Here is a 26,285-nt window from a genome sequence, read left to right on the forward strand (position 1 = left end):
GCCGTGGGCCGCTCCCGCCTCCCCGTGCCGGGGTGTCGTCAGGGGGTGAGGGTCACCTGGTCGATCGTCCAGAAGGCGCTGTTGGTGCCCGTGTAGCGGAAGTACAGCCGGGCGGTGGTGGCGCCGGCGGGGACGGCGACCGTGAGCTTCTCGAAGGCGTTGAGGTCCGCGCGGTAGGACCGCAGCAGCTGCCGGGGTCCGCCGTCGAAGGAGAGGAAGACGTCTCCGGTCTGCGGGCCGTCCACCTTGTAGTTCGTCGCGTAGGAGACGGTCGCCGGGGCGCCGCCGGTCACGGGGAGGGCGGGGCTGACGAGGGTGGAGTCGAACTGCCCGGCGCCGTGGGTCTTGTCGTCCCACTCGTCGGAGTCGGCGACGGCGAAGACGTCGCGCGAGCGGACGCTGGTCTCGCGGCCCTGCCCCCGGTCCGTGTTGCTCCAGAACTCGTCGGTCGCGAAGGACCAGCCGCGCCACTCGGTGACGCCGCCGGCGGGCATGGCGGAGTTGTCGACGGTCCAGCCGCCGGGGGCGGTGGTCGTCCATCCCTTGACGGTGGACGCCAGGGCGAGTTCGTCGACGCGGCTGTTCAGGGAGGGCCGGAGCGGGTCGAAGGCGTCGGGCGTGAGGGTGCCGATCGCCTTCCCGTCGAGCTGCCACGCGGGGTCGTTGGCGATCCCGAAGTGGGCGAGGACGGTGGGGGCGATGTCGGTGACCTTGACGTCGTGGCGGACCGAACCCGGTGTGAAGCCGACGCCCTTGGCGATGACGAAGGTCTGGCGCTCGGCGGGGGTGTTGCCGCCGTGGCCACCGCCCGGCGCGTGGCCGTGGTCGGCGGTGACGACGATCTGCCAGTCCTCGTCGGCGTACGCGGCGCGGGAGGCGACGGCGTCGAGTATCCGGCCGATCCGGGTGTCGGCGGCGTTGAGGGCGTCGAGGTAGGCCCGGTGCCCGGTGCCGTAGGTGTGGCCGGCGCCGTCGACCTCGTCGAGGTGGACGAAGGTGGCGTCCGCGTCGGTGGTCGTGAGCCGGGAGACGGCGGTCGCCGTGGTGTCGGCGTCGCCGACACCACCGAGGCGGGTGTCGACGGCGGGGCCGAAGACGGTGTCGCGGATCGGGCTCCAGGTCCCCACGACGAGGGTGTCGATCGCGGGGTCGGCGGTCTCCAGACGGGTGGCGTAGTCGGGGTAGAGGTCGTACCGGGCGCCGGCGAAGCCGTTGTCGACGACCTTGTGCTTGTCGGGCCAGACGCCGGTCGCGATGGTCGACCAGCCCGGGCCCGAGGAGGTGGGGGCCATCGGGTTCGCGTAGAGGTTGCCGGTGGCGGTCATGCCGCCCGCCATGAGGGCCTTGACCCTCGGCATCTTCGCCTTCTCGAACGTGGCGAACGTCGCGCCGTCGATGCCGATCACCAGCGACTTGGGACGCTTCGCGGCCGCGGTGGCGCCGGAGGACGGCGCCGCCTCGCCGGCCGAGGCATCCGCGGCGGCGGCGAGCGGCAGCGACGCCGCCGCGAGGGCGGCGACGAGGGAGGCGCGAAGGGAACGGGACAGGTGCACGGAGTCTCCTTGGAGAGGCCTGCGGGGGTGCACGGCCGTCGCGGCCGGGCGTGGAAGAGCCTGGTCCTGGCCGAGGGGCAACGGATTTACGCGGAAACCACCAGAGGTGAACAGACGATGACGCTTGGTTCAGACCCGTTATCTGTTCGTGACCTGATGTCGGATGCCCCGTCGGCAGAGCGGTGCCCCTCCACCGCGCGGGCGGAGGGGCACCCTGTCACCACCGTCAGACGGTGGTGCGGTTCCACTGCTGGTTCTGGCCCTCGTTACAGGTCCACTGGTCGAGCGTCGCGCCGTCGGCGTACGAGTAGTCCGCGACGTCCAGACACTTTCCGCTGTGCCGGGCGACGAGCCTGCTGTGGCCGGCGTCGCCCGAGGGCTCGACCTTCCAGTGCTGCGACTTCACGCTGCCGCAGGTGCGCTGGACGACCGCGGCGCCGTCCTCGGCGGAAGCCCCGTCGACTTCCAGGCACTTGCCGCTGTTGCGGGCCATGATCTGGACGTAGCCGCTGGTGCCCACGTTCTTGAACCAGTACTGCTGGTTGATGTCCCCGTTGCAGCCCCACTGGACGATCCGGGCGCCGTCGGCGGAGTCGAAGTCGGAGACGTCGGCGCACTTGCCGCTGCTGCGGACCGAGAGCGTCTCCCAGAGCGCGTTCATGCCGGTCACCTTTCCGGCCGCGGCGTCGATCGTGATCCTGGGCGAGTAGTCCATGGTCATGGTCGTCCGGGTGGGGAACTTCAGCGGGAGCCAGACGTACTGGGAGTCGCCGACCATGCCGCCCATGGAGTTGCCCCAGCGGTCGCCCATGTAGAGGTAGCCCGTCCCGTTGGTCCCCTGCACCGGCAGGACGTACGCGGTCTGGGAGCGGTACGTGGTGGAGTTGCCGACGTCCTTCAGGCCGCTCCAGGAACCGGTCACGCTGGTGGCCGTGGCGTACTTCTGCTGGTTGGGCGACCACCCCGTGGCACCCGACGTCAGCAGGAAGTACACACCATTGCGCTTGAACATCGCCGGAGCCTCCCGCCACTGCCCCGACCACAGCTTCTGCACCTGCGCGTCGATACCCGTGTAGTCCGACGTCAACCGGTACACGTGCAGATCCGCGTTCTCGTTCGCCGCCGAGATCATGTACCCCGTACCGTCCGTGTCCACGAACGTCGTGATGTCACGCGACATGTGACCCAGAGGCCGGAAACTGCCACGCCACGCGTAGTCACCGTCCACCGTGTCCGACACCGCCACCGCGGCCCGCGCCTCGCTGTAGTCGCTCGCACTGCCCTCCTTGTGCATCCACATCACGAACTGACCCGTCGCCGCGTTGTAGATCACCTTCGGCCGCTCGATGTTCGCACCGGCCAACTCCGGATCCGTCTCCTGCTTCAGCACATGGTTACGGAACTCCCACGTCTTCAGATCGGTCGAACGATAGGCGGAGACATACCGGAAGCTGTTGTCGGCATTGCGGTTCTCACCGAACCAGTAGTAGTACTCGCCCACCTTCAGCACCCCACCACCATGGGCGTGCACGGGATTGCCCGCCGGATCGGTGAACTGGGTGGCGTTGGCGATGGTCACCGGGGCCGCGTGGGCGGTGCCCGTGGCGCCCACGAGGGACAGGAGGAGGGCGGACAGAGCGGCGACGACCGCCCTTGCCCCCGTTCTTCTGCGCGACATGATCACTTACCTCTTGCTGTGCGGACCGGTCACGGTCGGTGCGCGCGTGCGCCCCGGCCGGGCGTGCCCGTGGGGGGTGGGGTGAGTTGATGCGTACGGAGAAGGCGCACGCGAAGGCGGCGGCCGACCGGGCCCGTGTGCGGCAGTGGTGGTCGGAGCGTCGCGACTCATGGGGCGGGGGAGGTGGCCGCCGTGTTACGGCTGGGCGTCACCGCTCCATGTTTACGTTAACGCGAGGTGTTGGGGAGAGTCTGGAAGCCTGTGGGCCGCCTGTCAAGAGAACTCTCCGGTAGCCCTTCGCCCCGTGGCTCCGCTCACCCGTCGACGGCCTCGGTCCAGTTCGCCTCGACCACCCGCAGCGCCTTGGCCAGCTGCGCGGCCGTGGGGAACGTCGGCGGGCCGCCCTCGATCGTCGGCAGCCGGGCGGCCTTCTCCTCGTCGAGGGTGCCGTCCTTGGCCATCACGTCCATGAGCACCGGGCGGGCGTAGCCCCCCAGCCGGAGGTTCTGGCCGTCCGTGCCGGCGAGGTACTCCTGCCACAGGCGGGCCGCCGCCGGGTGCGGGGCGTACTTGTTGACCGCCTGGGCGTAGTACTGCGAGAAGCTTCCGTCGAAGGGGATGGACACCTTCCAGCGCACGTCGGTGCCCCGCAGCTCGTCCACGTGCCGGAGGTTGAGGAAGTCCCACTCGATGCTGATGGGGGTCTCGCCGCGGGCGATCGCCTCCGGGTTGGGGTTGCCGCGGTTGTAGTTGCCGACGTCGTCGAGCTTCGCGAAGAAGTCGATGCCCGGCTGGATGTCGTCGAACGAGCCGCCGTTGGCCAGGGCGGCCGCGTACACGCCGGCGAAGGCCGATCCGGCCGTCGTGGGGTTGCCGTTGAGCGCGACCATGCCCCGGTACGCGGGCTTGAGCAGATCGGCGAAGGAGACCGGGCAGACCTCCACCCTGCTCTGGTCGCAGCCGATGGACACGTACCCGCCGTAGCTGTTGAACCAGGCGCCCCCGGGATCCTTCTGGTTCTGCGGGATGCTGTCCCAGGCGGCCACCCGGTAGGGGGCGAGGAGGCCCTCGCGCGCGGCGGACTGGGCGAAGGCGTCACCGAGGTCGAGCACGTCGGGGGCGGTCGCCTTGCCGCGGCTCCGCTTGATGTCGTCGATCTCCTCCCGGCTCGACCCGAACGGGTTGCTGTTGACGATCTCGATGCCGTACTTCTTCTCGAAGCCGTCCATCAGACCGCCGTAGTTCGCCCAGTGGCGCAGCAGGGTCGTGGTGTGGAGGGTGCCCTCCTTCTTCGCCGCCTTGATCAGGGCGTCCATGCCGCCCGCCTCCGCCGCGGAGCCCGCCACGGCCGGGGACACCACGCGGACCGGTTCGCTCTCCCCGCCGCAGCCGCCGAGGCCCAGCACCGCGACACAGAGGCAGGCGGCGAGTGCGGCGGCGCGCGTCCGGGGGAGTACGACCACGGCATCTCCGCGAGGGGCAGAGGGGACGGGGGAGACGCTCCCCACCCTACTCGGGGGGCCTCCCGGTGTCCGTGTGGAGCGCGGCCGCCGCGGGCTCACAGCTCCACGTCGTCCCACTGGCCGAGGATGTCGTCCTCCCCCAGGTGGTCCAGGTCGGGACCCGCGCCGGGGGCGGTCGCCTGGGCCGCCCAGATGGTCTTTCCCCGGGGGGAGTAGCGGGTGCCCCACTTCTCGGCGTACTGGGCGACGAGGAAGAGACCGCGTCCGCCCTCGTCGGTGTCGGCGGCGCGCCGGATGTACGGGGCGGTGCTGCTCCCGTCGGAGACCTCGCAGATCAGGGAGGTGCCGTACAGGAGACGCACCCGGATCGGTTCGAGGCCGTAGCGGACGGCGTTGGTGATCAGTTCGCTGAGGATGAGTTCGGAGCCGAAGGAGATGTCCTCCAGTCCCCACTCGGCCAGCTTGCGGGCGCACGCGTTGCGGACCGGCCCCACGGCCGCCGGGTCGCGCGGCACGTCCCACTCGGCGACCCTGTCCGGGGCCATGCGGCTCACCCGCGCCACGAGGAGGGCGACGTCGTCGGGCGAGCCCGCCGGCAGCATCGTGTCGATGACGGCGGCGCAGGTCTCCTCCGGCGTGCGGTCGGCCCCGGCGAGCGCGTCGCGGAGGACGTCCAGGCTCCGGTCGGGGTCCTGGGTGCGGTCCACGAGGAGGCCGTCGGTGTAGAGCACGAGCCGGGAGCCCTCCGGCAGGATCGTCCGGGCCGTCTCGACGGGCATGCCGGCGCCCAGCCCGAGCGGCGGGGAGACCGGGGACCTGAGGAACTCGGTGGTCCCGTCGGGGCGGACGAGCACCGGCGGCAGGTGACCCGCGCTGGCGACGGAGACCTCGCCGGAGACGGAGTCGTAGACGACGCACAGGCAGGTGGCTCCGGTGATCGTCTCCCCCCAGTCCCCGGGCGACTCGTCCTGGTCGTCGATGAGGGCCACGAGTTCGTCCAGGCGCCAGATCAGCTCGTCCGGAGAGAGGTCGAGGGCGGAGAAGTTGTGGACGGCGATCCGCAGCCGGCCCATGGTGGCCGCGGCGTGCAGGCCGTGGCCGACGACGTCGCCCACGACCAGGGCCACCCGGGCGCCGGGCAGCGGGATCACGTCGAACCAGTCGCCTCCCACGCCGGATTCCGCGGGCAGGTAGCGGGAGGCCACGTCGAGCGCCGCGTCGTCGGGGAAGCCGCGCGGCATCAGGCTGCGCTGGAGGGTGACCGCCATCGTGTGCTCACGGGTGTAGCGGCGGGCGTTGTCGATGGAGACCGCGGCCCTGTTCGCCAGCTCCTCGGCGAAGGACAGGTCCTCGTCGGAGAACGGCGGGGAGGCGCCCGACCGCCAGAAGTTCGCCACCCCCAGCACCACGCCCCGGGCGCGCAGCGGCACGACCGCCAGGGAGTGGATCCCGTAGCGGAGGACCCGCCGGGCCCGCTCCTCGTCCTGGGCGCGCCATCCGGTCGAGGAGGCGAGGTCGTCCACCACCACGGAGCGGCCCTCGGCGACGCTGGTGTCCACCGGCGTTCCGGGAACGAAGCGGATCAGCTCTCCCGAGGGGTAGAGGGGGTGGTCCTCGGTGAGGCCGGCGATGGCCGTCCGGCGCAGTTCGGTGCTCGCCCCGGCCGGTTCCTCCCCGCTGAGCACGGGATCCAGGAGTTCGACGGTGACGACGTCCGAGAAGGAGGCGGCCGCCACCTCGGCCAGCTCCTCGGCGGTACGCACGACGTCCAGGGTGGTTCCGACGCGCACCCCGGCGTCGTAGAGCAGGCTCAGCCGCTCCCTGGCGACCTCGGCCCGGCCGGACAGGGAGCGCAGCTCGGTGGTGTCCCGCAGGGTCACCACGCTGCCGTGCTGGCCGCCGGGGGGCAGCGTGACCCGTTTGTTGAGGGCGAGGAGGCGGTCCGCGGCCAGGTGCACCTCGTCGGTGGCGATGCGGTCCGAGGCCAGGAGGGCGGCGAGGGAGGTGTCGAGGCCCAGGTCGGTGACGCGGCGGCCCTCCGCGTCCGCCGGCAGGTCGAGGAGCCGGCGCGCCTCGTCGTTGGCGAGCAGCAGCCGGCGGTCCCGGCCGGTGATGAGGACGCCCTCGCGGACGGCGTGCAGGACCGCGTCGTGGTGCTCGTACATCCGGGTCATCTCCGCCGGGCCCAGGCCGTGGGTCTGGCGGCGCAGCCGACGGCTCACGAGGCCCGTGCCGAGGGCGACGAGGAGGAGGGCGCCGGCCGCGCTGCCCAGGAAGGCGGGCAGCTGCTGGTCCAGCGAGTCCTGGACCTTCTCGACCGTCACCGCCGCCGACACGATGGCGACGACGTCCCCCTGGGCGTCCCTGACGGGGGCCGCCGAGACCACGGAGAGGCCCAGAGCGCCCTGGAAGGTGCGGGTGAAGGGCCGGCCGGCCGCCGCTTCGGCGTACGGTCCGATGACGTGCTTCCCGAGCTGGGTGGGGTCGCTGTGGGTGAGGGTGATCCCGTCGAGCTCGTACACGATCAGGGCGTCGATGCCGGCGGCCTTGCGGGCCCCTTCGGCGAGGGGCTGCAGCTCGACCGTGGGGAAGTCGTCCTCCAGGGCCTGTACGAGGCCCGGGGAGTGGGCGAAGGCCTGGGCGGCGGCGACGGTCCGGTGCCGGGCGTCGGCCATGGTGTCGCGCCGGGCCTGTACGACGAGCGCCACGACGGCGGCGGCGGCGAGGAGCACCACGAGGACCAGCTGGAGGAGGAAGACCTGGCGGGCGACGCTGCGGGTGGTCAGCCACGCTCCGAGTCGCCGGGGCCCCCTGTCAGGGCTTTCGGGGCGATCACCCCTGGAATGGCCCTTTTCTCCACTCATACCCCATATTTAGCCCTTTTAGGTTCGTGCCTGGCAAGCATGGGGACCCACGGACCGGACAGCGGGGGCGGCAGTCGCCCGCGGCCGGACGGCGGACCGGACGGCGGAGGCGACCTCGGACCGGGCCGGAGGAAGCGACCGTGGGCCGGGCCGACGAAAGCGACCGCGGGCCGGGCGGCCGGCCGGGCGGCGGAGGCGTCAGGCGCCGACGGTGTCGGCGACGACCAGCCGGCCGACCTCGCGGCTCAGCACCGACCGGGCCTCCTCGCCGAGCGCGGCGTCCGAGACGAAGTAGTCGATCTCGCCGAGCGCGGCGAAGCGGCTCAGCCCCACCACGCCCCACTTGGTGTGGTCCGCGACCACGGCGAGCCGGGACGCGGAGTCGATCAGCGCACGGTTGGTCTGCGCCTCGGCGAGGTTCGGGGAGGTCACGCCCGCGCGCTCGGACACCCCGTGGGCGCCCATGATCAGGAGGTCCACCCGCAGCGAGCGGATCGCCTGGTCGGCCAGCGGCCCCACCAGCGAGGCCGACCTCGTCGGGGCGCCGCCGGTGAGGAGCACGGTGGGGGCGCCCGCGTCCGGCTCCTCGGCGTACGCGCGGAGCAGGTCGGCGACGGGCAGGGAGTTGGTGACGACGGTGAGACCCGGGATGTGCCGCAGCCGGGCCGCGACCGCGAAGGCGGTCGTGCCGCCGGAGAGGGCCACGACGCTGCCCGGCTTCACGAGGGTGGCCGCCGCCGTGGCCACCGCGGCCTTGGCCGCGGACTCGACGTCGACCTTGGCCTCGAAGCCGGGTTCCTCGCCGGTGGTGGTCGTGGACGTCGCGACGGCTCCCCCGTGCACCTTCTCCAGGGATCCGGACCGGGCCAGCGCCTCCAGGTCCCGGCGGACGGTCATGTCGGAGACGCCGAGCCGCTCGACGAGGTGGGCCACCCGCACGGCGCCGTCACGGCGTACGAGGTCGAGGATCACCGCTCGCCGCTGTAGCGCCAGCACCGGCTCCTCCGCCCCCGTGTTGTCCGTCCCGCGAAGGAACCGGTCGGCGCGAGGCCAACCGAAGTCATCAGATTCGAACAGGATACATACCTCCAGCTGAGGGGCGGTGCGTGCCCGCCCCGGCGGGTGCCTCGGCGGGCTGGTGGGTGCCTCGGCGGGTGACCTGGCGGGTACCCCGGTGAGCGCCTTCGTGGGTGGCCCGGTGAGCGCCCTCGTGGGTGGCCCGGGAAAGGGCCGGTCCGGGAACCGAACGGCTCCCGGACCGGCCGGGGGGCGCTACGAGGTGGTGAACTGCTGGTTGGCGGCGGCGGAGCAGGCGTACTGGACGACCGCGGCGCCGTTCGCCGTGGAGGCGCCGCTCACGTCCAGGCACTTGCCGCTGTGCCGGGCCAGCAGGGTGAGGAAGCCGTCGGGCGACCTGTGGGCCGACCACTGCTGGTTGGCGCCGCCGTTGCAGGCGTACTGGAAGACGACCGCGCCGTCGGCGGTCGACTCGTTGGTGACGTCGAGGCACTTGCCGCTGTGCCGGGCGACGACGTTGACGTAGCCGCCGCCCGCGGGGCGCAGGGACCACTGCTGGTTGGTCGCGCCGCCGCAGGTGTACTGGACCACCTGGGCGCCGTCCGCGGTGGAGGTGCCGCTCACGTCGAGGCACTTGCCGCTGTGCCGCAGGCGCAGGGGCGTCCAGGTGTCCGCGGCGACGGGACGGAGGGTCCAGGACTGGTTGGACCCGGTCGTCGGACGGTAGACGCCGACGGGCGCGCCGTCGCTCGTGGACTCGCCGCTGACGTCGAGGAGTCCGCCGCTCGCGCTGTTGACGAGGGTGTGGTGCCCGTCCCCCGTGGTGGACAGCAGCCACTTCTGCTCGGCGGAGGTGCCCGAGGCCACCAGGGCGAGGGAGCCGCCCTGAGCCGCGAGGGCCTTGCCGTTGGCGACGCTCGTGATGCGGTAGGTCGCGGTGTTGCCCCAGTCGGACGAGGACAGCTTGGTGAACTTCCACTGCTGCGCCGTGGTGCCGGGGCTGGAGGTGCGCTGGACCAGCGTGCTCTGACCACCGCTCGTGGCGACGGCCAGGGCCTTGCCGCTGTTGTCGTTGAGCAGCTGCCGCGCGGCGCCGGTGGGAGCCGTGGCGTCGGAGACGTTCACGCCCGTCGCGGAGGGCAGGACGAAGGTCGTGACGGAGCCCGCGCCCACGGTGGCGGTGAGCGTCTTGCCGACGGGGGCGAGGTCGCTCTCGCGCTGGAGGTTCTTGGTGCCGTCGGTGGTGTAGCGCTGGACGGCGCCCGTGCCCACGTTCTGGAACCCGGCGAGGTTCAGGGTGAGCCGCTGGGGCTCACCGGTGGGGTTGGTGTGGACGACGACCGTGCCCTGGCCGGCCGGCCGCAGGGCGGCGAAGGTGTCGGCGTTGTCGGTGTTGATGACGCGGGCGCCCGGGCGGACGAACTTGGTGTAGTTCGCCATCGCCCAGTACTTCTTGTTCTTGCGCAGCGGCTCGGTGGCGGCGTCGGCCGGGGTGAAGTCGGTCTGGATGAGGCCCCAGTTGGAGTTCTCGCGGGCCGGCGTCATGTTCTCGTAGTCCTCGACGGCCTGCCACAGCACCCAGGCGCGGGGTTCCAGCTCGCGGAAGTCCTCGTTGACGCGCTGGGTGAGGTCGAGTGCGGGGCTCATGTCGGTGAAGCTCTGTCCGACGCTGCCGCCGAGGTCGACCTCGGACATCCACAGCGGGGTGCCCGTCCCCTTGGCGATGTCACGCGCTCCGGTACGGCCGCCGGTGCTGTACGTGTGGGTGTTGAGCCGGCCGATCGCGGCCTTGGCCGCCGTGTCGTAGGTGTCCCAGTTGGTGCGGAAGGTGTTCGGGTTGGTCTCGTCCATGGCGGCGATGGGCGTGCTGACGCCGTCGGCGTTCAGCCGGGCCCGCATGGTGGTGATCATGCGGGCCTGGGAGGCGGGGTCCCAGTGGGAGCCTTCCTGCCGGCCGCCCGCACCCCAGTAGTTGGTGTGGGGTTCGTTGATGGGCGAAAGGGTGTCGAAGGTGACACCGGTGGCGTTCTGCGCGCGCTTCATGGCGCCCGAGAGGTACGCGGCGAACCGCTCGTACTGGTCGGAGCGGAGGTTGTCCTCCCCGGCGTTCCAGTTGCCCGAGACGAGACCGCTGCGGGTCATGAAGTAGGGCGCGGAGTTGGAGAAGGCCTCGAACGTGTCGGCGCCGCGCGCCTTGGCCGCGGTGAGCCACCAGCGCTGGTTGGCGTCGGCGTTCGCGTTCCAGTGGGTGGGGTTGTCCGGGTCCCACCAGTCGGGGGACTCCGGTCCCGGACGGTTCCACCAGCCGGGGACGGCGGCGCCGGCCCGCATGTAGGGGGTGGTCTCGGGGCTGTCTCCGCCGCCGATGTTGTAGCGGGCGATGTTGAGGCCAAGGCCGTCGGCGCCGTAGAGGGCGTCGGCGAGCGCGTTGCGCTGGGCGTCCGGCCAGCCTCCGGTGACGTTGGCGAACCAGGCGAGCGCCGTGCCCCAGCCCTCGAACGGCTGCTGCTGGTAGCTGGGGTCGGGGCGGACGGTCACCGCCTGCCCGGTGGTCTCGGCCGCCGCGGAGGACAGGGGCGAGAGGCCGGTCGCGACGAGCGCGGCCACGGCGGCGGCGGCCAGGACCGCGCCACTCCTGCGCACGCGGTTCGGGGGTCGTTCACGGGTGGAGGGCATGGTCGATCTCCCTGAGTTGATCGCTGGTCGTTGATCGCCGAGGGGGCCGCGCGGACGGGAGCGGCGCGGACGGAGGCGGGGGGGATGGCCGGGTGGTGCGGGGGGGAGGGCCGGGTGGTGCGGGGGGGAGGGCCGGGTGGTGCGGGGGGGGAGGGCCGGGTGGTGCGGGGGGAGGGATGGCCGAGTGGTACGGGGTGCGGCCGAGTGGTACGGGGGGCGGCCGAGTGGTACTGGGGGCGGGCGTGGGTGGGGCAGGCCCCGACGGGGGCCGGGGCCTGCCCGGTGCGGTCCGGACGGCGGTCAGGCGGCCGTGCGGAGCCACTTCTGGTTGGCGCCGTTGTTGCAGCTCCACTGGATGAGCGGGGCGCCGTCACCGGTGGAGTTGTTCATGACGTCCAGGCACTTGCCGCTCTGGACGGCGGACAGCTGGACGGTGCCGCCGGAGGCCTTCACCGTCCACTGCTGGGCGGCGGTGCCGTTGCAGGAGTACTGGACGATCGCGGCGCCGTCGGCCTTCGAAGCGTCACGGGCGGCGAGGCACTTGCCGCTGTAGCGGGCCACGATCTGCACCCGGCCGTTGCCGGCGGACTTCAGCCAGAACTGCTGGTTGACGCTCTTGGCGCAGCCCCACTGGATGAGGGCGGCGCCCTCGGCGGTGGAGCGGTCGGCGACGTCGGCGCACCTGCCGCTGTGCGAGGCGGTCAGCGTCTCCCACGTCCCGAGGCCCTGCACCGAGCCGGTGGCCGTGTCCACGGTGATCTGCGGGTGGTAGTCCATGGTCATCGTGGTGTCGGTGGGGAACTTCAGCGGGAGCCAGACGTACTGGGAGTCGCCGACCATGCCGCCCATGGAGTTGCCCCAGCGGTCGCCCATGTAGAGGTAGCCCGTCCCGTTGGTCCCCTGCACCGGCAGGACGTACGCGGTCTGGGAGCCGTAGGTGTTCCAGTCTCCGACGTCCTTCAGGCCGCTCCAGGAACCGGTCACACTGGTGGCCGTGGCGTACTTCTGCTGGTTGGGCGACCACCCCGTGGCACCCGACGTCAGCAGGAAGTACACACCATTGCGCTTGAACATCGCCGGAGCCTCCCGCCACTGCCCCGACCACAGCTTCTGCACCTGCGCGTCGATACCCGTGTAGTCCGACGTCAACCGGTACACATGCAGATCCGCGTTCTCGTTCGCCGCCGAGATCATGTACCCCGTACCGTCCGTGTCCACGAACGTCGTGATGTCACGCGACATGTGACCCAGAGGCCGGAAACTGCCCCGCCACGCGTAGTCACCGTCCACCGTGTCCGACACCGCCACCGCGGCCCGCGCCTCGCTGTAATCGCTCGCACTGCCCTCCTTGTGCATCCACATCACGAACTGACCCGTCGCCGCGTTGTAGATCACCTTCGGCCGCTCGATGTTCGCACCGGCCAACTCCGGATCCGTCTCCTGCTTCAACACGTGGTTACGGAACTCCCACGTCTTCAGATCGGTCGAACGATAGGCGGAGACATACCGGAAGCTGTTGTCGGCGTTGCGGTTCTCACCGAACCAGTAGTAGTACTCGCCCACCTTCAGCACCCCACCACCATGGGCGTGCACGGGATTGCCCGCCGGATCGGTGAACTGGGTGGCGTTGGTGACGGTGACGGCCGCGGCATGGGCGGTGCCGGCGCTGCCGAGGAGGGAGAGGAGAACGGCACAGAGCGCTGTGAGCACCGTGGCCGTCCCCGAGGATGTGCGTCGCATGAGCGCGTACCTCGCGGTCTGGGGGGGAGGGAGGAGGGGCTGGTGTGGCGGATGGGGCAGGCGAGGACGCACCTCCGGTGCGGGGTGCCTGCGGTGAACGGGGATCGCGCCCGTGGGATCGCGTGTCGGACGAAGGTGATCGCCGGGGGGGCGACGCCACCGAGGGGAGGTGACCACCGTGTTACGGAGAGGTGTCACCGCGCCATGTTCGCGTTAACACGAGCGCTTGGGACGAGAGTTTGGGAGGGGCGCCCGGGGCTGTCAAGGATTCGGACACGATCCGCCGAAGATTGACCGGCTGGTATGTTTACGTCAACACAGTGGGCCTTCCGTGCGGCGGCCCCGGCGGTCCGCGGCGGAAGGTCATACGCATGGCGACGGAGAACACGACGCGGTCGCCCCGCTCCCGGCCGGCCCGCCAGTGGCCCTCCATGGCGGACGTCGCCGCGCTGGCGGGCGTCTCCTCGCAGACCGTCTCCCGGGTCGCGAACAACCGGCAGAACGTCGACTCCGCCACCCGCGAGAAGGTGCTCGCCGCCATGCAGTCGCTCGGCTACCGCCCCAACACGGCGGCCCGCGCGCTGGTCACCGGCCGCTTCGGAGCACTGGGCGTGGTCAGCTTCGACGTGGGCGCGCACGGCAACGCCCGTACGCTCGGCGCGATCGCCGACGCCGCCCGCGAGGCCGACTTCTCCGTGAACTTCATGGGCGTACGCGCCCAGACCGAGGCCGCCGTGCGCCACGCCTTCCAGCACCTGATGCTGCAGTCGGTCGACGGCATCGTGCTGGTCGAGTCGCAGATGCTCGACACCCCCTCGCTGCGCCTGCCGCCGTCGATGCCGGTGGTCGTCGCCGACGGCGACACCGGCCACCGCTACCCCAACGTCGACTTCGACCAGGCCCACGGCTCCCACAGCGTGGTCTCCCACCTGCTCGGCCTCGGCCACCGTACGGTCTGGCACCTCGCCGGCCCGCCCGACTCCTTCGCCGCGCGCCGGCGTGCCGACGCCTGGCGCCGGACCCTGGAGGAGGCGGGCGCGCCCGTCCCGCCGGTGGCGCACGGGGACTGGTCGGCGAGATCGGGGTACCGGGCCGGGCTCGACATCGCCCGGCGGCCGGAGGTCACGGCCGTCTTCGCCGCGAACGACCAGATGGCGATGGGCCTGATGCGCGCCCTCCACGAGGTGGGCAAGAGCGTGCCGGGCGACGTCAGCGTGGCCGGTTTCGACGACATCGCCGAGGCCGCGTACCTCCATCCGCCCCTGACCACCGTCCACCAGGACTTCGAGGTGGTCGGCAAGCACTGCGTCGCCCTGCTGCTCGACCAGATCGAAGGCCGTACGGACGGACCGCGGCGCAGGGCGGTGGAACCCGTCCTCGTGGTCCGGTCGAGCACGGCGCCGCCCCGGCCGGGCGCCACGGCCTGAGGCCGGTCCGCCCTCCCGCCACCCGCTCTCGCGCTCCGGTCGGCACGCCCCGAGGCCGGTCCGCCCTCACGCTCCGGCCGGCCCGCGCATCCGGCCGCCCCCTCCCCTCCCGCTCCCTCCCGCCTGGCCGGAAAGGGCTCCTCCGCGCGTCCGCCCCGGACGCGCGGTCTCAGCTCTCCCGTCCGCGCGCGCCGGGGGACGTCGTGCTGCGCCGTTCCACCAGCGTGGTCGGCACCAGCCGCACCCCGGTCACCGTCTCGCCCGCCAGCTCGCGCAGGACGGCGTCGACGCACAACCCTCCGACCTGGGAGAAGTCCTGGTGGACGGTGGTCAGGGGCGGGATGAAGGAGGCCGCCTCGGGGATGTCGTCGAAACCGACGACGCTCACGTCCTCGGGGACGCGCACGCCGCGCTCGTGGAAGGCCCGCAGCACCCCGAGGGCCATCTGGTCGTTGGCCACGAAGACCGCCGTGCAGGAGTCCTCGTCGGCGAGCCGCAGGCCCGCCTCGTACCCCGACTCGGGGGTCCAGTCCCCGCGCAGGGCGGGAGGCACCGTGCGTTCCTCCTCGCGCAGGGCCGCCTCCCACGCCTCGGCGCGCCGGCCCGCGGAGAAGGACTCCTCCGGGCCCGCGACGTGCCATACCGTGCCGTGGCCGAGGCCGAGCAGATGCCGCACCGCGGTGCGGGCGCCCTGCCGCTGGTCGGTGTCCACCACCGGGAAGCGGCCGGTGGCGTCCGAGTCCACCACGACCACCTTGACGTGCGGCGGCAGGGTGAGGGCGACGGCGTCGAGCAGGTGCACCTCCATGATCAGCACGACGGCGTCGACCGCCAGCTCGTCGAGGCGGGAGAAGGCCCCCTTGACGTTCTCCTGGGTGGGCGCGTCGAGCGGGATGAGGGTGACCGCGTAGCCGGCGCGGGACGCCGAGGCGGTGACGGCGTCCAGGGTCCTGACGTTGCCCGTGCTGGCGAGTCCGCCGATGATGACGCCTATGGCCCGGAAGTCGCCGCGCTTGAGGGCGCGGGCCGCGCTGTTGGGGCGGTAGCCCAGCTCCTTCATCGCGTCGAGGACCTTCCGCCGGGTCGCCTCGACGACGGCCGCGTCGCCGTTGGACACCCGGGACACCGTCTGCGAGGAGACCCCCGCCAGCCTGGCGACATCCGCCATGGAGACCCTGCGGGGCCTGGTGCGCACCCCCCGCCGGCCGTCGCTCGCGGCCGGCGACCGGTCGGTCGCGTTCTGCTCGGTCACCCGAATCCCTCTCATTCGCTGCCAGTTCGTGCTTGACGCCCCCCAGCGGGAATGCCACCATCACCCTACCGATGATTACGTAAACATTCCTCGTCGGCAGCCTTTCTCACAGGCCGGTTCTCGGCCATAGGCCCCAGAACTCCGCTCCCCGTCTCCCGACCGCTCGGTCATCGACGCAAGGACCCAGCCATGACGCTCCTCCCGACGCGCGCTGCGGCAGCACCACCGCCCCGCCCACTGACCCTCTTCCGTCTCCGCAAGGAAGCCTGGGTGGGATGGGGGTTCGCCGGCCCCTTCGTCGCGGTCTTCGGCCTGGTGTTCCTCGCGCCGATCGGTTACGCCCTGTACCTGAGCTTCTTCCGGGACCGGCTCGTCGGCGGCACCTCCTTCGTCGGCCTCGACAACTACGGCGACGCCCTCACCGACCCGCGCTTCTGGGAGGGGCTGACCCGGGTCGGCCTCTTCCTCCTGGTCCAGGTGCCGGTCATGCTCGGCATCGCCCTCCTCGTCGCCCTCGCGATCGACAGCGGCAGGCTGTACGGCAAGGCGTTCTTCCGGGTCTCGATCTTCCTCCCCTACGCCGTCCCCGCCGTCGTCGCCAGCCTGATCTGGGGGTTCATGTACGGCACGCAGTTCGGCCTGGTCGGCAACATCAACGACTCCCTCGGGACCGCGCTGCCCGACCCGCTCTCCCCGTCCCTGGTCCTCGCCTCCCTCGGCAACATCGTGACCTGGGAGTTCGTCGGCTACAACATGCTGATCTTCTACTCCGCGCTCAAGGTGGTGCCCCGCTCGCTGTACGAGGCCGCGGCGATCGACGGCGCGGGCGAGTGGCGCGTGGTGACCTCGGTCAAACTGCCGGCGATCCGCAGCGCGCTGGTCATCGCCACGATCTTCTCGGTCATCGGCAGCTTCCAGCTCTTCAACGAGCCGAGCATCCTGCAGAAGCTCGCTCCCAACGCCATCACCAGCGACTTCACCCCGAACCTCTACACCTACTCGCTGTCCTTCGCGGGCCAGCAGCACAACTACGCCGCGACCGTGGCGATCGTGATGGGCGTCATCACGGCGATCATCGCGTACACGGTCCAGCTGCGCGGCATGCGGAAGGGCTGAGCCGATGACCACCTCCATGACCACCGCGACCGCCGAGCGCTCCCCGTCCTCCCCCGGGCCGCGCGACGGCGACACCGACACCGCCTCCGCGCGCCGCGCGCGCCCCGCCGCGGCCGGGCGCCGCGGGCGGCGGATCCCCCACACCCCGCTCAACCCCCGCCCCAGCATCCCGCTGACCCTGGTCACCGGCCTCGTCCTCGTCTACACCCTGCTCCCGCTGGCCTGGCTGGTCATCAACGCCACCAAGGACCAGAAGGGACTGCTCGACTCCTTCGGACTCTGGTTCGCGGAGGACACGCACTTCTGGGACAACATCGGCCGGACGCTCTCCTACGACGACGGCGTCTTCGTCCGCTGGTTCCTCAACACCCTCCTGTACGTCGCCGCCGGGGCGGGCGGCGCCACCGTCCTCGCCGTCCTCGGCGGCTACGCCCTCGCCAAGTACGACTTCCCCGGCCGCAAGGCGGTCTTCGCGGTCGTCATCGGCGCCGTGGCCGTCCCCGGCACCGCCCTCGCCGTGCCCACCTTCCTCATGTTCAGCGGCATGGGCCTCACCAACACCCCGTGGGCCGTGATCATCCCGTCGCTGATCTCGCCCTTCGGCCTCTACCTGATGTGGGTCTTCGCCGCGGAGGCCGTACCGACCGAGCTCCTGGAAGCCGCGCGCATCGACGGCTCCGGGGAACTGCGCACCTTCTTCACCGTCGCCCTCCCGCTGCTGGTGCCGGGCACCGTCACCGTGCTGCTGTTCTCGATGGTGGCGACCTGGAACAACTACTTCCTGCCGCTGATCATGATCAAGGACCCCGACTGGTACCCGCTCACCCTCGGTCTCAACGCCTGGAACGCGCAGGCCCAGACCGCAGGCGGCGAGGCCGTCTTCGACCTCATCATCACCGGCTCCCTCCTCACGATCGTCCCGATCGTGGCCGTCTTCCTGCTGCTCCAGCGGTACTGGCAGTCCGGCCTGGCCGCCGGCAGCGTCAAGGAATGACCGCCCGCCCCTGAGCCCCTCCTGTCCCCCGGTCCCCTTCCCGGAAGTCCCTCCCCACCCGCACCCTCGACCTGGAGCACCTCCCATGCGCAACCACACCACCCGCAGACTGCTCGGCGCGCTCGCCGTACTGGCCACGCTCTCCCTGACCGCCACGGCGTGCGGGTCCGACGCCTCCGACGGCGGCGACAGCGGCCCGAAGGACATCAACGCCGCACTGGAGAAGGGCGGCAAGGTCACCGTCTGGGCCTGGGAGCCCACCCTGAAGAAGGTCGCGGAGGACTTCGAGAAGAAGTACCCCAACGTCGACGTCGAACTCGTCAACGCCGGCACCGGCGACAAGCAGTACACCGCCCTCCAGAACGCCATCTCCGCCGGATCCGGCGCCCCCGACGTCGCCCAGGTCGAGTACTACGCCCTCGGCCAGTTCACCATCGGCAAGTCCGTCGAGGACCTCTCCCCCTACGGCGCCGACCGGTACGGCACGAGCTTCACCACCGGCCCGTGGAACGCGGTCACGGAGGACAAGTCGATCTACGCCCTGCCGATGGACTCCGGTCCGATGGCGTTCTTCTACAACAAGAAGGTCTTCGACAAGCACGGCATCAAGGTGCCCACCACGTGGGACGAGTACGTGGAGGCCGCCCGGACCCTGCACAAGGCCGACCCGAAGCTCTTCATCACCAACGACACCGGCGACGCGGGCGCGACCACGAGTCTGATCTGGCAGGCCGGCGGGCGCCCCTACAAGACCGACGGCACCAAGGTCACGGTGAACTTCGCCGACGAGGGGACGCAGAAGTACGCCGCCACCTGGCAGAAGCTCCTCGACGAGAAGCTCGTCGCCCCCGTCAGCTCCTGGAGCGACGCCTGGTACAAGGGACTCGCCGACGGCTCCATCGCCACCCTCTCCATCGGCGCCTGGATGCCCGCCAACTTCACCTCCGGCGTCGCCTCCGCCTCCGGCGACTGGCGCGTCGCCCCCCTCCCCCAGTGGACCAAGGGCGACAAGACCACCGCCGAGAACGGCGGCAGCTCCCTCGCCGTCCCCAAGGCCGCCAAGAACAAGGAACTCGCCTACGCCTTCACCGAGTTCGCCACCACCGGCACCGGAGCCACCACCCGCGTCACCGCCGGCGCCTTCCCCGCCACCCGCGCCGACCTCGAATCCAAGGCCTTCCTCGACACCGAGTTCCCCTACTTCGGCGGCCAGCAGGCCAACCGCGTCTTCGCCGAATCCGCCCGCAACGTCGGCGCCGACTGGTCCTACCTCCCCTACCAGGTCTACGCCAACTCCATCTTCAACGACACCGTCGGCAAGGCCTACGTCAGCCCCACCAAGCTCACCGACGGCCTCAAGGCCTGGCAGGACGCCAGCGTCAAGTACGGCCAGGACCAGGGCTTCGACGTCAACAAGTAATCCTGCGCACCGCGGGGCGGAGCCGGAGTCCGGCTCCGCCCCGGCACGACCGCGGGAAGGGATCGCCACGTCCTGTATGTTTACGCAAACACCCCTCGGCGGCGCCTGACCCCGCACGACCCTTCACGTACACAGGAGCACACAGCGCATGCCCGAACTCCAGATAGACAAGGCCGGATTCCTGCTCGACGGCCGGCCCTTCCGTTTCCTGTCCGGCGGGCTGCACTACTTCCGGGTCCACCCCGACCAGTGGGCGGACCGGCTCCGCAAGGCCCGGCTGATGGGGCTCAACACCGTCGAGACCTACGTCCCCTGGAACCTCCATCAGCCGCGGCCCGACCACTTCGTCCTGGACGGCGGCCTCGACCTCCCCCGCTTCCTCGAACTCGCCGCCGCCGAGGGACTGCACGTCCTGCTCCGCCCCGGTCCGTACATCTGCGCGGAGTGGGAGGGCGGCGGCCTGCCCTCGTGGCTGCTCACCGAGCCGGACATCCGGCTGCGCTCCCGCGACCCCCGGTTCCTGGCCGCGGTGGACGACTTCTTCCACCGCCTGCTCACCCCGCTCCAGCCGCACCTCTCCTCACGGGGCGGCCCGGTCCTGGCCGTACAGGTGGAGAACGAGTACGGGGCCTACGGCGACGACACCGCCTACCTGGAGCACATCGCCGCGTCGCTGCGCGCCTGCGGTGTCGACGTCCCCCTGTTCACCTGCGACCAGCCGGCCGACCTCGACCGGGGCGCCCTGCCCGGCGTCCTCGCCACCGCCAACTTCGGCAGCCGCTCGGCCCACCACCTGGCCGCGCTGCGCGCCGCGCGCCCCGACGGGCCGCTGATGACGACGGAGTTCTGGATCGGCTGGTTCGACCGCTGGGGCGCCAGCCACGTGGTCCGCGACCCCGACGACGCCGCCCGCGAACTCGACGAGGTCCTCGCCACCGGCGCCTCGGTCAACTTCTACATGTTCCACGGCGGCACCAACTTCGGCTTCACCAACGGCGCCAACGACAAGCACACCTACCGCCCCACCGTCACTTCCTACGACTACGACTCGCCCCTCGACGAGGCGGGCGACCCCACCCCGAAGTACACCGCCTTCCGCGACGTCATCGCCAAGTACGCCCCCGTTCCCGACGGTCCCGTCCCCGCCCCGGGGGCCAAACTGGCCGTCCCCGCGGTCACGCTGGCGGAGAGCGCCGGACTGTTGCCGAGCGCCGCCGCGCTGGCGCCGCGGATCGACTCCCGACGGCCGCTGACCATGGAGGAGCTGGAACAGGACTTCGGCTTCGTCCTCTACGAAACCGTCCTTCCCCTGGGCGGCCCCGTGCTGCTGGAGGTCGAGCACGTCCGCGACCGCGCCCAGGTCTTCGTCGACGGGCAGCCGGTGGGCGTCCTGGAGCGGGAGAACCACGAGCACGCCCTGGCCTTCACGGCACCCCGGGCCGGCAGCGTGCTCTCGATCCTGGTGGAGAACCAGGGCCGGGTGAACTACGGCCAGGGCATCCACGACCGCAAGGGGCTGCTCGGCACCGTGTCCCTCGACGGCGTCGAGCCGACGGCGTGGACGAACCGGCCGCTCCCGCTCACCGCCCTGGAGGACGTCCCCTTCTCGGCCACCACGACGACCCCCGTGGGCCCGGCCTTCCACCGGGGCACCTTCGAACTCGCCGAGCCCGCCGACACCTTCCTCCACCTCGACGGCTGGACCAAGGGCAACGCCTGGGTCAACGGCTTCGCGCTCGGCCGCTACTGGTCCCGCGGTCCGCAGCGGTCGCTGTACGTGCCGGCGCCGGTCCTGCGGTCCGGCACGAACGAACTCGTCGTCCTGGAGCTCCACGCCGGCCCCCGGGCCCGTACCGTCGACTTCCGCGCCACGCCCGACCTCGGCCCCACCGAGGAGTAGGACCCCGGTACCGCCGGGCCCGGTCGCGTCCCCGCCCGGGCCCGGCCCCGTTTCCCACGCCTGTCCGCCCTCCCGGCATCCGGGAGGGCGGCTTCGTCGTTCCCCGCCCCGTGCGCGCGGCCCGGCCCGGGGCGGCCCGGGCCACCGCCGGACGCGTCGGCCTCCGACCGGCGGCGACCCGCGCGGTACGGAGGGCGCGCCCTCCCCCGTACGACTGCGCCCCCTCCCCTGTAGCGCCGGGCCCCGTCGGACAAGGGCGTGGCGCGGCGCGGGGCGCCGCCCGGGAGGAGCGGGGCCGTCGTGAGGTCCGGCCCGCACGGGCGGGAGACCCACGTGGCCGACCCCGGTCCGGGTCGCCGACGGCGGTGCGTCGTCCGGGCGGGCCGCCGCCCGTCGCGTACGACAGGCCGACCCGTCACAGGGCCTACGGCGCTCCCGCCCGTCCGCCCCCGCTCCTCCCAACGGCCCCGCTCCTCCCGGACGGACGCCGGAACGCGTCGAGGCCCGCCTCCCGAAGGAGGCGGGCCTCGCGGCGTACGTCCGGTCAGTGCGGAAGGCCGACGGCCCGTTCGCCGTTGCGGCGCTGCTGGATCACCACCGCGGCCACGAGCAGGGCGCCCTGGGCGACGTTCTGCCAGAAGGTGTTGATGCCCTGGACGGTCAGGCCGTTCTCCAGGGCGCCGAGGAGGGCGACGGCGAGGAGGGTGCCGCCGACGCCGCCCTTGCCGCCCTTGAGGGCGCAGCCGCCGAGGGCGGCGGCGGTGATGGCCTTGAGTTCGAGGCCCTCGCTGCCGGAGACGGGCTGGCCGGAGCCGGTGCGGGCGGTGAGCAGGATGCCGGCGACGGCGGCGACGACGCCGATGAGGGCGTAGACGGCGACGAGGTACTTGTTGATGTCGATGCCGGCCAGGCGGGCGGCGGTGTCGTTGCCGCCGATCGCGTAGACGTTGCGGCCGATGTCGGTGTACCGGAGCATGACGTGCACGGCGATCGCGACGACGATGAGGATCCAGACCATCACCGGGAGGCCGGCGATCTTGCCGCGGCCGAGGAACACGAAGACCGGGTCGTTGAGGACGTACCCCTGCGCGCGGCCGTCGGACAGGAGCTGGGCGAGGCCCTTGTAGGCGGCGAGGCCGGCGAGGGTGGCGATGGTGGGGTTGACCCGGCCGTAGACGATGACGACGCCGTTGACGACACCCACCAGCACGCCGACGCCGACGGCGGCGAGCATGCCGACGAAGGCGTTGGAGCCGGTGGCGGTGAAGGCCATGGCGCTGACGACGGAGGCGACGCCGACCTGGGAGCCGACGGAGATGTCGAGGCCGCCGCAGATGATGACGACGGTCTGGACGACGGCCAGCAGGCCGGTGATGGTGGCGGCCTCCGCGATCACCTGGAGGTTCGACAGGCTCAGGTAGTTCTCGTTGAGGAAGCCGAACAGCCCGAGGACCACGACGAGCGCGCCGATGAGGCTGAGGTTCTGCCCGCCGAGGGCGGCCAGCGGCGAGCGCTTGCGGGCCGTCTCCGGGGCCTGCCCGGTCTCGGCCGGGGAGGTGGTGGCGGTGGTCATCGGGGGCCTCCATGGGCGGAGTCGGTGCGGGGCCGGGCGGTGGCCGGAGCGGGGGCGGGGTCCAGGGGGGCGAGGTCGTCGGCCATGGCGAGGGCGAGGATCGACTCCTCGGTCGCCTCGGCCCGGCCGAGTTCGCCGGTGACGCGACCGTTCTGCATCACCACCACGCGGTCGGCGAGTCCGAGCACCTCGGGGAGTTCGGAGGAGATCACGAGCAGGGCGACGCCGTCCCGCGCGAGGTCGGCGATGATCCGGTAGATCTCCGCCTTGGCTCCGATGTCGATGCCGCGCGTGGGCTCGTCGAGGATCAGGACCTTCGGCCGGCGCAGCAGCCACCGCGCGAGGACGACCTTCTGCTGGTTGCCGCCGGACAGTTTGCGCACCTCGTGCTCGATGGACGGGGTGCGCACCCTGAGCCGGTCGGAGAACTCCTGGGCGACGGCCTTCTCCGGGCCGCTGCGGACGAAGCGCGCCCGGCGCAGTCGCTCCAGGCTGACCAGGGAGGTGTTGTCGCGGATGGACCGCTGGAGGAAGAGGGCCTGGGCCTTGCGCTCCTCGGGAGCCAGGCCGATGCCGGCCCGGATGGCGTCCTTGGGGCTGCGCAGCCGCAGGGGCCGGCCGCCGAGGGTGATCCGGCCGGAGCGCAGGGGGCGGTCGCCCGCGAGCGCGAGTGCCAGCTCCGAACGCCCCGCGCCCATCAGCCCGGCGAGGGCGACCACCTCCCCCGCCCTGATCCGGAGGCTGATGTCGGTGACGTCGTCGGTGGTGACGCCGTCCAGCTCCAGGACGACGTCGTCGCGGGCGACGTCCTGCCGTACGAACAGCGAGGAGAGGTCGCGGCCGACCATCATCCGCACGACTTCGCTCTCGGTGGTCCGCGCGGCGTCGAGGACGCCGGCGGAGGCGCCGTCACGGAGCACGGCGATGCGGTCCGCGAGCCGGAAGATCTCCTTCATGCGGTGGGAGACGTAGATGATCGCGATGCCCTGGGCGCGCAGCCGGTCGATCAGGGCGAACAGGGCCTCGGCCTCGTTCTCCGCGAGCGAGGAGGTCGGCTCGTCGAAGGCGATGACTCTGGCCTCGCCCGTGAGCGCCCGCAGGATCTCCACCAACTGGCGCTGCGCAGCGGTCAGTTGGGAGCCAAGCAGATCGGGGTCGATGACCTTGTCGAAGCCGAGTCGGGCCAGGTCCGCGGTGATCCTGCGGCGCAGCTCGGCGCGGTCGAGGCGTCGGCCGGCCTTGCGGGGGAGGGATCCGGCGTAGACGTTCTCCGCCACGGAGACGTGGGGGATGATCTCCGGCTCCTGCGGGATGATGCGGATCCCGGCCCGGCGCGCGTCCTGCGGGGAAGCGAACGAGACCGGGGCGCCGTCGAGGAGGACGCGCCCTTCGGTGGGCTGGTGGTCGCCGGTGAGGATCTTCAGGAGCGTGGACTTGCCCGCGCCGTTCTCGCCCATGAGGGCGGTGACCCGCCCGGGCGGGAAGGACAGGGTGACGCCGCCCAGGGCCTGGACGGCACCGAAGCGCTTGGTGATGTTCTCGACGGCGACACCGGCACCTGGGGTCGTCGACGCGGGGTGTGGGATGCCGGGTGTGGTCATGCTGGCCTCACGGGCTGGAGGGTCGGGTACGGGCCGAGGGGGCGCCGGGCGAGGTGGGGGAAGCCGGTGCGGCGGGCGGGGCGGTCCGCCGCACCGGCGCTGCGGCCGCGGTTCAGCCGCAGGTCACTCCGGCGGACTTCCAGGTGGCGGCGTCGACCATCGTGGTCGGGGCGAACGCCTCCTTGGGGAAGGCCTTGCCGTTCTTGAGCTTGTCGTACATCGTCTGGACGGCCAGGGCGCCCACGTCCTCGCCGTTGATGAACAGCGCGGCCTTCATGCCGGACGGCTTGCCCGAGCTCCAGTTCTTGCAGGCCAGGTAGGCGCCGAGGCCCACGCCGATGACGTCGTCGGCCTTGAAGCCGGCGTTCTCCAGGGCGGTCACCCCGCCCTGGACGTTCTCGTCGTTGCAGCCCCAGACCACCCAGTGCTTGACGCTCGGGTTGGCGGTGACGGTGGCCGCGATCTTGTCCTGCGCGCCGGTGGGGCTGTTGTCCGTGGGGACGTCGATGTTCTGGACCTTGGCGCCGGCGGCGGCGAAGGCTTCCTTGGACGCCTTGACGCGGTCGGTGCAGACGGTCACGTCCTGCTTCCAGGCGGAGATGGTGCGGGTCTCGGCCGGGTTCCAGCCGGCCTTCAGGAACTCCGCGGCGGCGCGCTTGCCGACCTCGCCGCCCATCTGGGCGCCGCTGAAGCCGATCCGGGGCACCAGGGCGTCGGCCGGACAGGAGGCCGGGTCGGGTCCGGTGGTGCAGATCTGGTCGTCGGAGGTGAGGAGGGCGATGCCGGCGTCCTTGGCGAGCTGGGCGACCTGGGGGCCGACGGCCGGGTCGGGGACGACGACGATGAGGCCGTTGCTCTTCTGCGAGATCGCGGACTGGGCCTCGCTGATGGTCTTGTTGGCGTCGGTGCCGAGGTTGACGACCTTGAGGTCGATGCCGAGCTCGTCCGCCTTGGCCTTGGCGCCGGCCGCCTCCCCGACGAAGTACTCCTGGTCGCCCTGCTTCTGGAGGTACGTCAGGGATATCTTGCCGTCGACCTTGGCGACCTCCCCGCCCCCCGAACCCGCCGCCTGCTGGCCGCTGGAGCAGGAGGTCAGAGCGAGGACGGAGGCCAGCCCCAGGGCCGCCGCCGCCATCGGCCGCCGGTTTCTTTCAATGAACATGTCATACCCCTTGCTCGGACGGACCGCGCACGGCCGGCCGGTGAAGCACGGAATCAGGTGGACTCGCGCGGGCTCGCGGCGAGGAAGAGGGAACGACGGTTCCCTTCCTGTCCGACGACGGTGCGAGAGCGGACGGCCGGGCGTTTCCAGGAGTGTTGAAGTCGCCACGGTCAACCGTTAATCAACTCGATGCACCACAGAAAATCGCTGTTCTCATCAAAAGTCAACAGACCTTCCGCGCGGCCCCTGATCGATACTTCGCCGTTACCAACGCCCTGACATGGGGATCCGCAGGAAGATCACCTACCTCGACGACCCGTACCCCTCGCCATCAAGATGTTGAAATATGTTGGAGTCACCTCGTGCCACCTCGGGGCACCTCGGGCGCCGTCTCCTGCGCGGGATCGACAGCGCGGACGGCGTGCCCGGTGCGGTACGACCCAGGGGGGCGGGACGAGAGCCGCCCTGACCGCCGCCCTCCCGTCGGCCGGCGGGGAGTCGGCGACGGTGGCGGAGACACGGCCCGCCTCGACCGCGACGGGACCTCAACGGGTGCCGCGGCGTCACCGTCGCACCGGGCGGCAGGAGGCAGGAGGCAGGAGGCAGGAGGCAGGAGGCAGGAGGGATGGTGCCTTCTTCGAGCCGACCGCCCTCGTCGCCCTCGACGCCCTCGCCCCGGAGCCCGGCAGGGCGTTCGTCGACGCGGTGGCCGCCGACGAGCCCGGGCTTCCACCCGTCGGCGTCGAACGGTCCGGCTCGGGACGGGAGTTCGGCCGTCACGGCCTCGACGGGTCCGGGCACCGGAGGCTCATCCGCGTCGCCGGCCGGGCACCAGACCCGGCCCAGGGG

The 26,285-nt window shown here is 71.7% G+C and carries 16 protein-coding genes and 1 pseudogene; 6 read left to right on the forward strand and 11 right to left on the reverse strand.

What is annotated here, in order from left to right; all coding sequences use genetic code 11:
• Positions 1-38 precede the first annotated feature (38 nt).
• The 7 genes from ACFQ8C_RS28965 to ACFQ8C_RS28995 form a co-directional block, all read right to left on the reverse strand.
• Complete coding sequence (locus ACFQ8C_RS28965) at positions 39-1,553, reverse strand: alkaline phosphatase family protein (RefSeq protein ID WP_383462878.1); 1,515 nt, start codon at positions 1,551-1,553, stop codon at positions 39-41.
• A gap of 226 nt (positions 1,554-1,779) precedes the next feature.
• Positions 1,780-3,231 (reverse strand): RICIN domain-containing protein, encoded by a 1,452-nt coding sequence (locus ACFQ8C_RS28970; RefSeq protein ID WP_383462881.1) that lies wholly within the window; start codon positions 3,229-3,231, stop codon positions 1,780-1,782.
• Positions 3,232-3,545: 314 nt separating this feature from the next.
• Positions 3,546-4,694, reverse strand: a complete 1,149-nt coding sequence (locus ACFQ8C_RS28975) for an ABC transporter substrate-binding protein (RefSeq protein ID WP_383462884.1) — start codon at positions 4,692-4,694, stop codon at positions 3,546-3,548.
• 95 nt (positions 4,695-4,789) lie between these two features.
• Positions 4,790-7,558: a SpoIIE family protein phosphatase gene (locus tag ACFQ8C_RS28980; protein WP_383462887.1), complete on the reverse strand. Its 2,769-nt coding sequence runs from the start codon at positions 7,556-7,558 to the stop codon at positions 4,790-4,792.
• A gap of 198 nt (positions 7,559-7,756) precedes the next feature.
• A complete protein-coding gene (locus tag ACFQ8C_RS28985; protein ID WP_383462890.1) occupies positions 7,757-8,554 on the reverse strand; it encodes a DeoR/GlpR family DNA-binding transcription regulator in 798 nt (265 codons plus the stop codon).
• 276 nt (positions 8,555-8,830) lie between these two features.
• The gene (locus tag ACFQ8C_RS28990; RefSeq protein ID WP_383462893.1) at positions 8,831-11,251 is read right to left on the reverse strand and encodes an RICIN domain-containing protein; all 2,421 of its coding nucleotides are present in this window, start codon (positions 11,249-11,251) and stop codon (positions 8,831-8,833) included.
• A gap of 300 nt (positions 11,252-11,551) precedes the next feature.
• Positions 11,552-12,991, reverse strand: coding sequence for an RICIN domain-containing protein (locus tag ACFQ8C_RS28995; RefSeq protein WP_383462896.1), 1,440 nt, complete (start codon positions 12,989-12,991; stop codon positions 11,552-11,554).
• A 431-nt stretch (positions 12,992-13,422) separates the two neighbouring features.
• On the opposite strand from ACFQ8C_RS28995, the gene ACFQ8C_RS29000 reads away from it, so the two are divergent.
• The gene (locus tag ACFQ8C_RS29000) at positions 13,423-14,418 is read left to right on the forward strand and encodes a LacI family DNA-binding transcriptional regulator (RefSeq protein ID WP_383462919.1); all 996 of its coding nucleotides are present in this window, start codon (positions 13,423-13,425) and stop codon (positions 14,416-14,418) included.
• A 169-nt stretch (positions 14,419-14,587) separates the two neighbouring features.
• Here the strand turns inward: ACFQ8C_RS29000 and ACFQ8C_RS29005 are convergent, their stop codons facing one another.
• Complete coding sequence (locus tag ACFQ8C_RS29005; RefSeq protein ID WP_383462922.1) at positions 14,588-15,586, reverse strand: LacI family DNA-binding transcriptional regulator; 999 nt, start codon at positions 15,584-15,586, stop codon at positions 14,588-14,590.
• Positions 15,587-15,859: 273 nt separating this feature from the next.
• Here ACFQ8C_RS29005 and ACFQ8C_RS29010 point away from each other — a divergent pair, with 273 nt between their 5' ends.
• The 4 genes from ACFQ8C_RS29010 (at position 15,860) to ACFQ8C_RS29025 (ending at position 21,100) form a co-directional block, all read left to right on the forward strand.
• Positions 15,860-16,786 carry a carbohydrate ABC transporter permease gene (locus tag ACFQ8C_RS29010; RefSeq protein WP_383462899.1) on the forward strand — a complete coding sequence of 309 codons (927 nt, stop codon included), beginning with the start codon at positions 15,860-15,862 and terminating at the stop codon, positions 16,784-16,786.
• Positions 16,787-16,790: 4 nt separating this feature from the next.
• Positions 16,791-17,780 (forward strand): carbohydrate ABC transporter permease, encoded by a 990-nt coding sequence (locus tag ACFQ8C_RS29015; RefSeq protein WP_383462902.1) that lies wholly within the window; start codon positions 16,791-16,793, stop codon positions 17,778-17,780.
• Between the two features lie 85 nt (positions 17,781-17,865).
• A complete protein-coding gene (locus ACFQ8C_RS29020) occupies positions 17,866-19,200 on the forward strand; it encodes an ABC transporter substrate-binding protein (protein WP_383462905.1) in 1,335 nt (444 codons plus the stop codon).
• Positions 19,201-19,348: 148 nt separating this feature from the next.
• A complete protein-coding gene (locus ACFQ8C_RS29025) occupies positions 19,349-21,100 on the forward strand; it encodes a beta-galactosidase family protein (protein ID WP_383462907.1) in 1,752 nt (583 codons plus the stop codon).
• A 544-nt stretch (positions 21,101-21,644) separates the two neighbouring features.
• Here ACFQ8C_RS29025 and ACFQ8C_RS29030 read toward each other — a convergent pair.
• The 3 genes from ACFQ8C_RS29030 to ACFQ8C_RS29040 form a co-directional block, all read right to left on the reverse strand.
• Positions 21,645-22,673, reverse strand: a complete 1,029-nt coding sequence (locus tag ACFQ8C_RS29030; RefSeq protein WP_383462910.1) for an ABC transporter permease — start codon at positions 22,671-22,673, stop codon at positions 21,645-21,647.
• Entirely contained in the window at positions 22,670-24,274 is a 1,605-nt protein-coding gene (locus ACFQ8C_RS29035) for a sugar ABC transporter ATP-binding protein (protein WP_383462913.1), read from the reverse strand. Before ACFQ8C_RS29035 ends, ACFQ8C_RS29030 begins: the two co-directional genes overlap by 4 nt.
• A 112-nt stretch (positions 24,275-24,386) precedes the next feature.
• Positions 24,387-25,436 (reverse strand): substrate-binding domain-containing protein, encoded by a 1,050-nt coding sequence (locus ACFQ8C_RS29040; protein WP_383462916.1) that lies wholly within the window; start codon positions 25,434-25,436, stop codon positions 24,387-24,389.
• 552 nt (positions 25,437-25,988) lie between these two features.
• Between ACFQ8C_RS29040 and ACFQ8C_RS29045 the strand changes: the two are divergent.
• Positions 25,989-26,285: pseudogene (locus tag ACFQ8C_RS29045) on the forward strand (hypothetical protein); the annotation flags it as partial.

It is taken from the genome of Streptomyces sp. NPDC056503 (assembly GCF_042794995.1).
Taxonomy (GTDB): Bacteria; Actinomycetota; Actinomycetes; order Streptomycetales; family Streptomycetaceae; genus Streptomyces.

Excerpts from the sequence above, each read along its gene's own strand:
- ACFQ8C_RS28970 (WP_383462881.1), bottom strand. The coding sequence starts at position 3,231 with ATGTCGCGCAGAAGAACGGGGGCAAGGGCGGTCGTCGCCGCTCTGTCC.
- ACFQ8C_RS28980 (WP_383462887.1), bottom strand. The coding sequence starts at position 7,558 with ATGAGTGGAGAAAAGGGCCATTCCAGGGGTGATCGCCCCGAAAGCCCT.
- ACFQ8C_RS28990 (WP_383462893.1), bottom strand. The coding sequence starts at position 11,251 with ATGCCCTCCACCCGTGAACGACCCCCGAACCGCGTGCGCAGGAGTGGC.
- ACFQ8C_RS28995 (WP_383462896.1), bottom strand. The coding sequence starts at position 12,991 with ATGCGACGCACATCCTCGGGGACGGCCACGGTGCTCACAGCGCTCTGT.
- ACFQ8C_RS29000 (WP_383462919.1), top strand. The coding sequence starts at position 13,423 with ATGGCGGACGTCGCCGCGCTGGCGGGCGTCTCCTCGCAGACCGTCTCC.
- ACFQ8C_RS29005 (WP_383462922.1), bottom strand. The coding sequence starts at position 15,586 with ATGGCGGATGTCGCCAGGCTGGCGGGGGTCTCCTCGCAGACGGTGTCC.
- ACFQ8C_RS29010 (WP_383462899.1), top strand. The coding sequence starts at position 15,860 with ATGACGCTCCTCCCGACGCGCGCTGCGGCAGCACCACCGCCCCGCCCA.
- ACFQ8C_RS29015 (WP_383462902.1), top strand. The coding sequence starts at position 16,791 with ATGACCACCTCCATGACCACCGCGACCGCCGAGCGCTCCCCGTCCTCC.
- ACFQ8C_RS29020 (WP_383462905.1), top strand. The coding sequence starts at position 17,866 with ATGCGCAACCACACCACCCGCAGACTGCTCGGCGCGCTCGCCGTACTG.
- ACFQ8C_RS29025 (WP_383462907.1), top strand. The coding sequence starts at position 19,349 with ATGCCCGAACTCCAGATAGACAAGGCCGGATTCCTGCTCGACGGCCGG.
- ACFQ8C_RS29030 (WP_383462910.1), bottom strand. The coding sequence starts at position 22,673 with ATGACCACCGCCACCACCTCCCCGGCCGAGACCGGGCAGGCCCCGGAG.
- ACFQ8C_RS29035 (WP_383462913.1), bottom strand. The coding sequence starts at position 24,274 with ATGACCACACCCGGCATCCCACACCCCGCGTCGACGACCCCAGGTGCC.
- ACFQ8C_RS29040 (WP_383462916.1), bottom strand. The coding sequence starts at position 25,436 with ATGTTCATTGAAAGAAACCGGCGGCCGATGGCGGCGGCGGCCCTGGGG.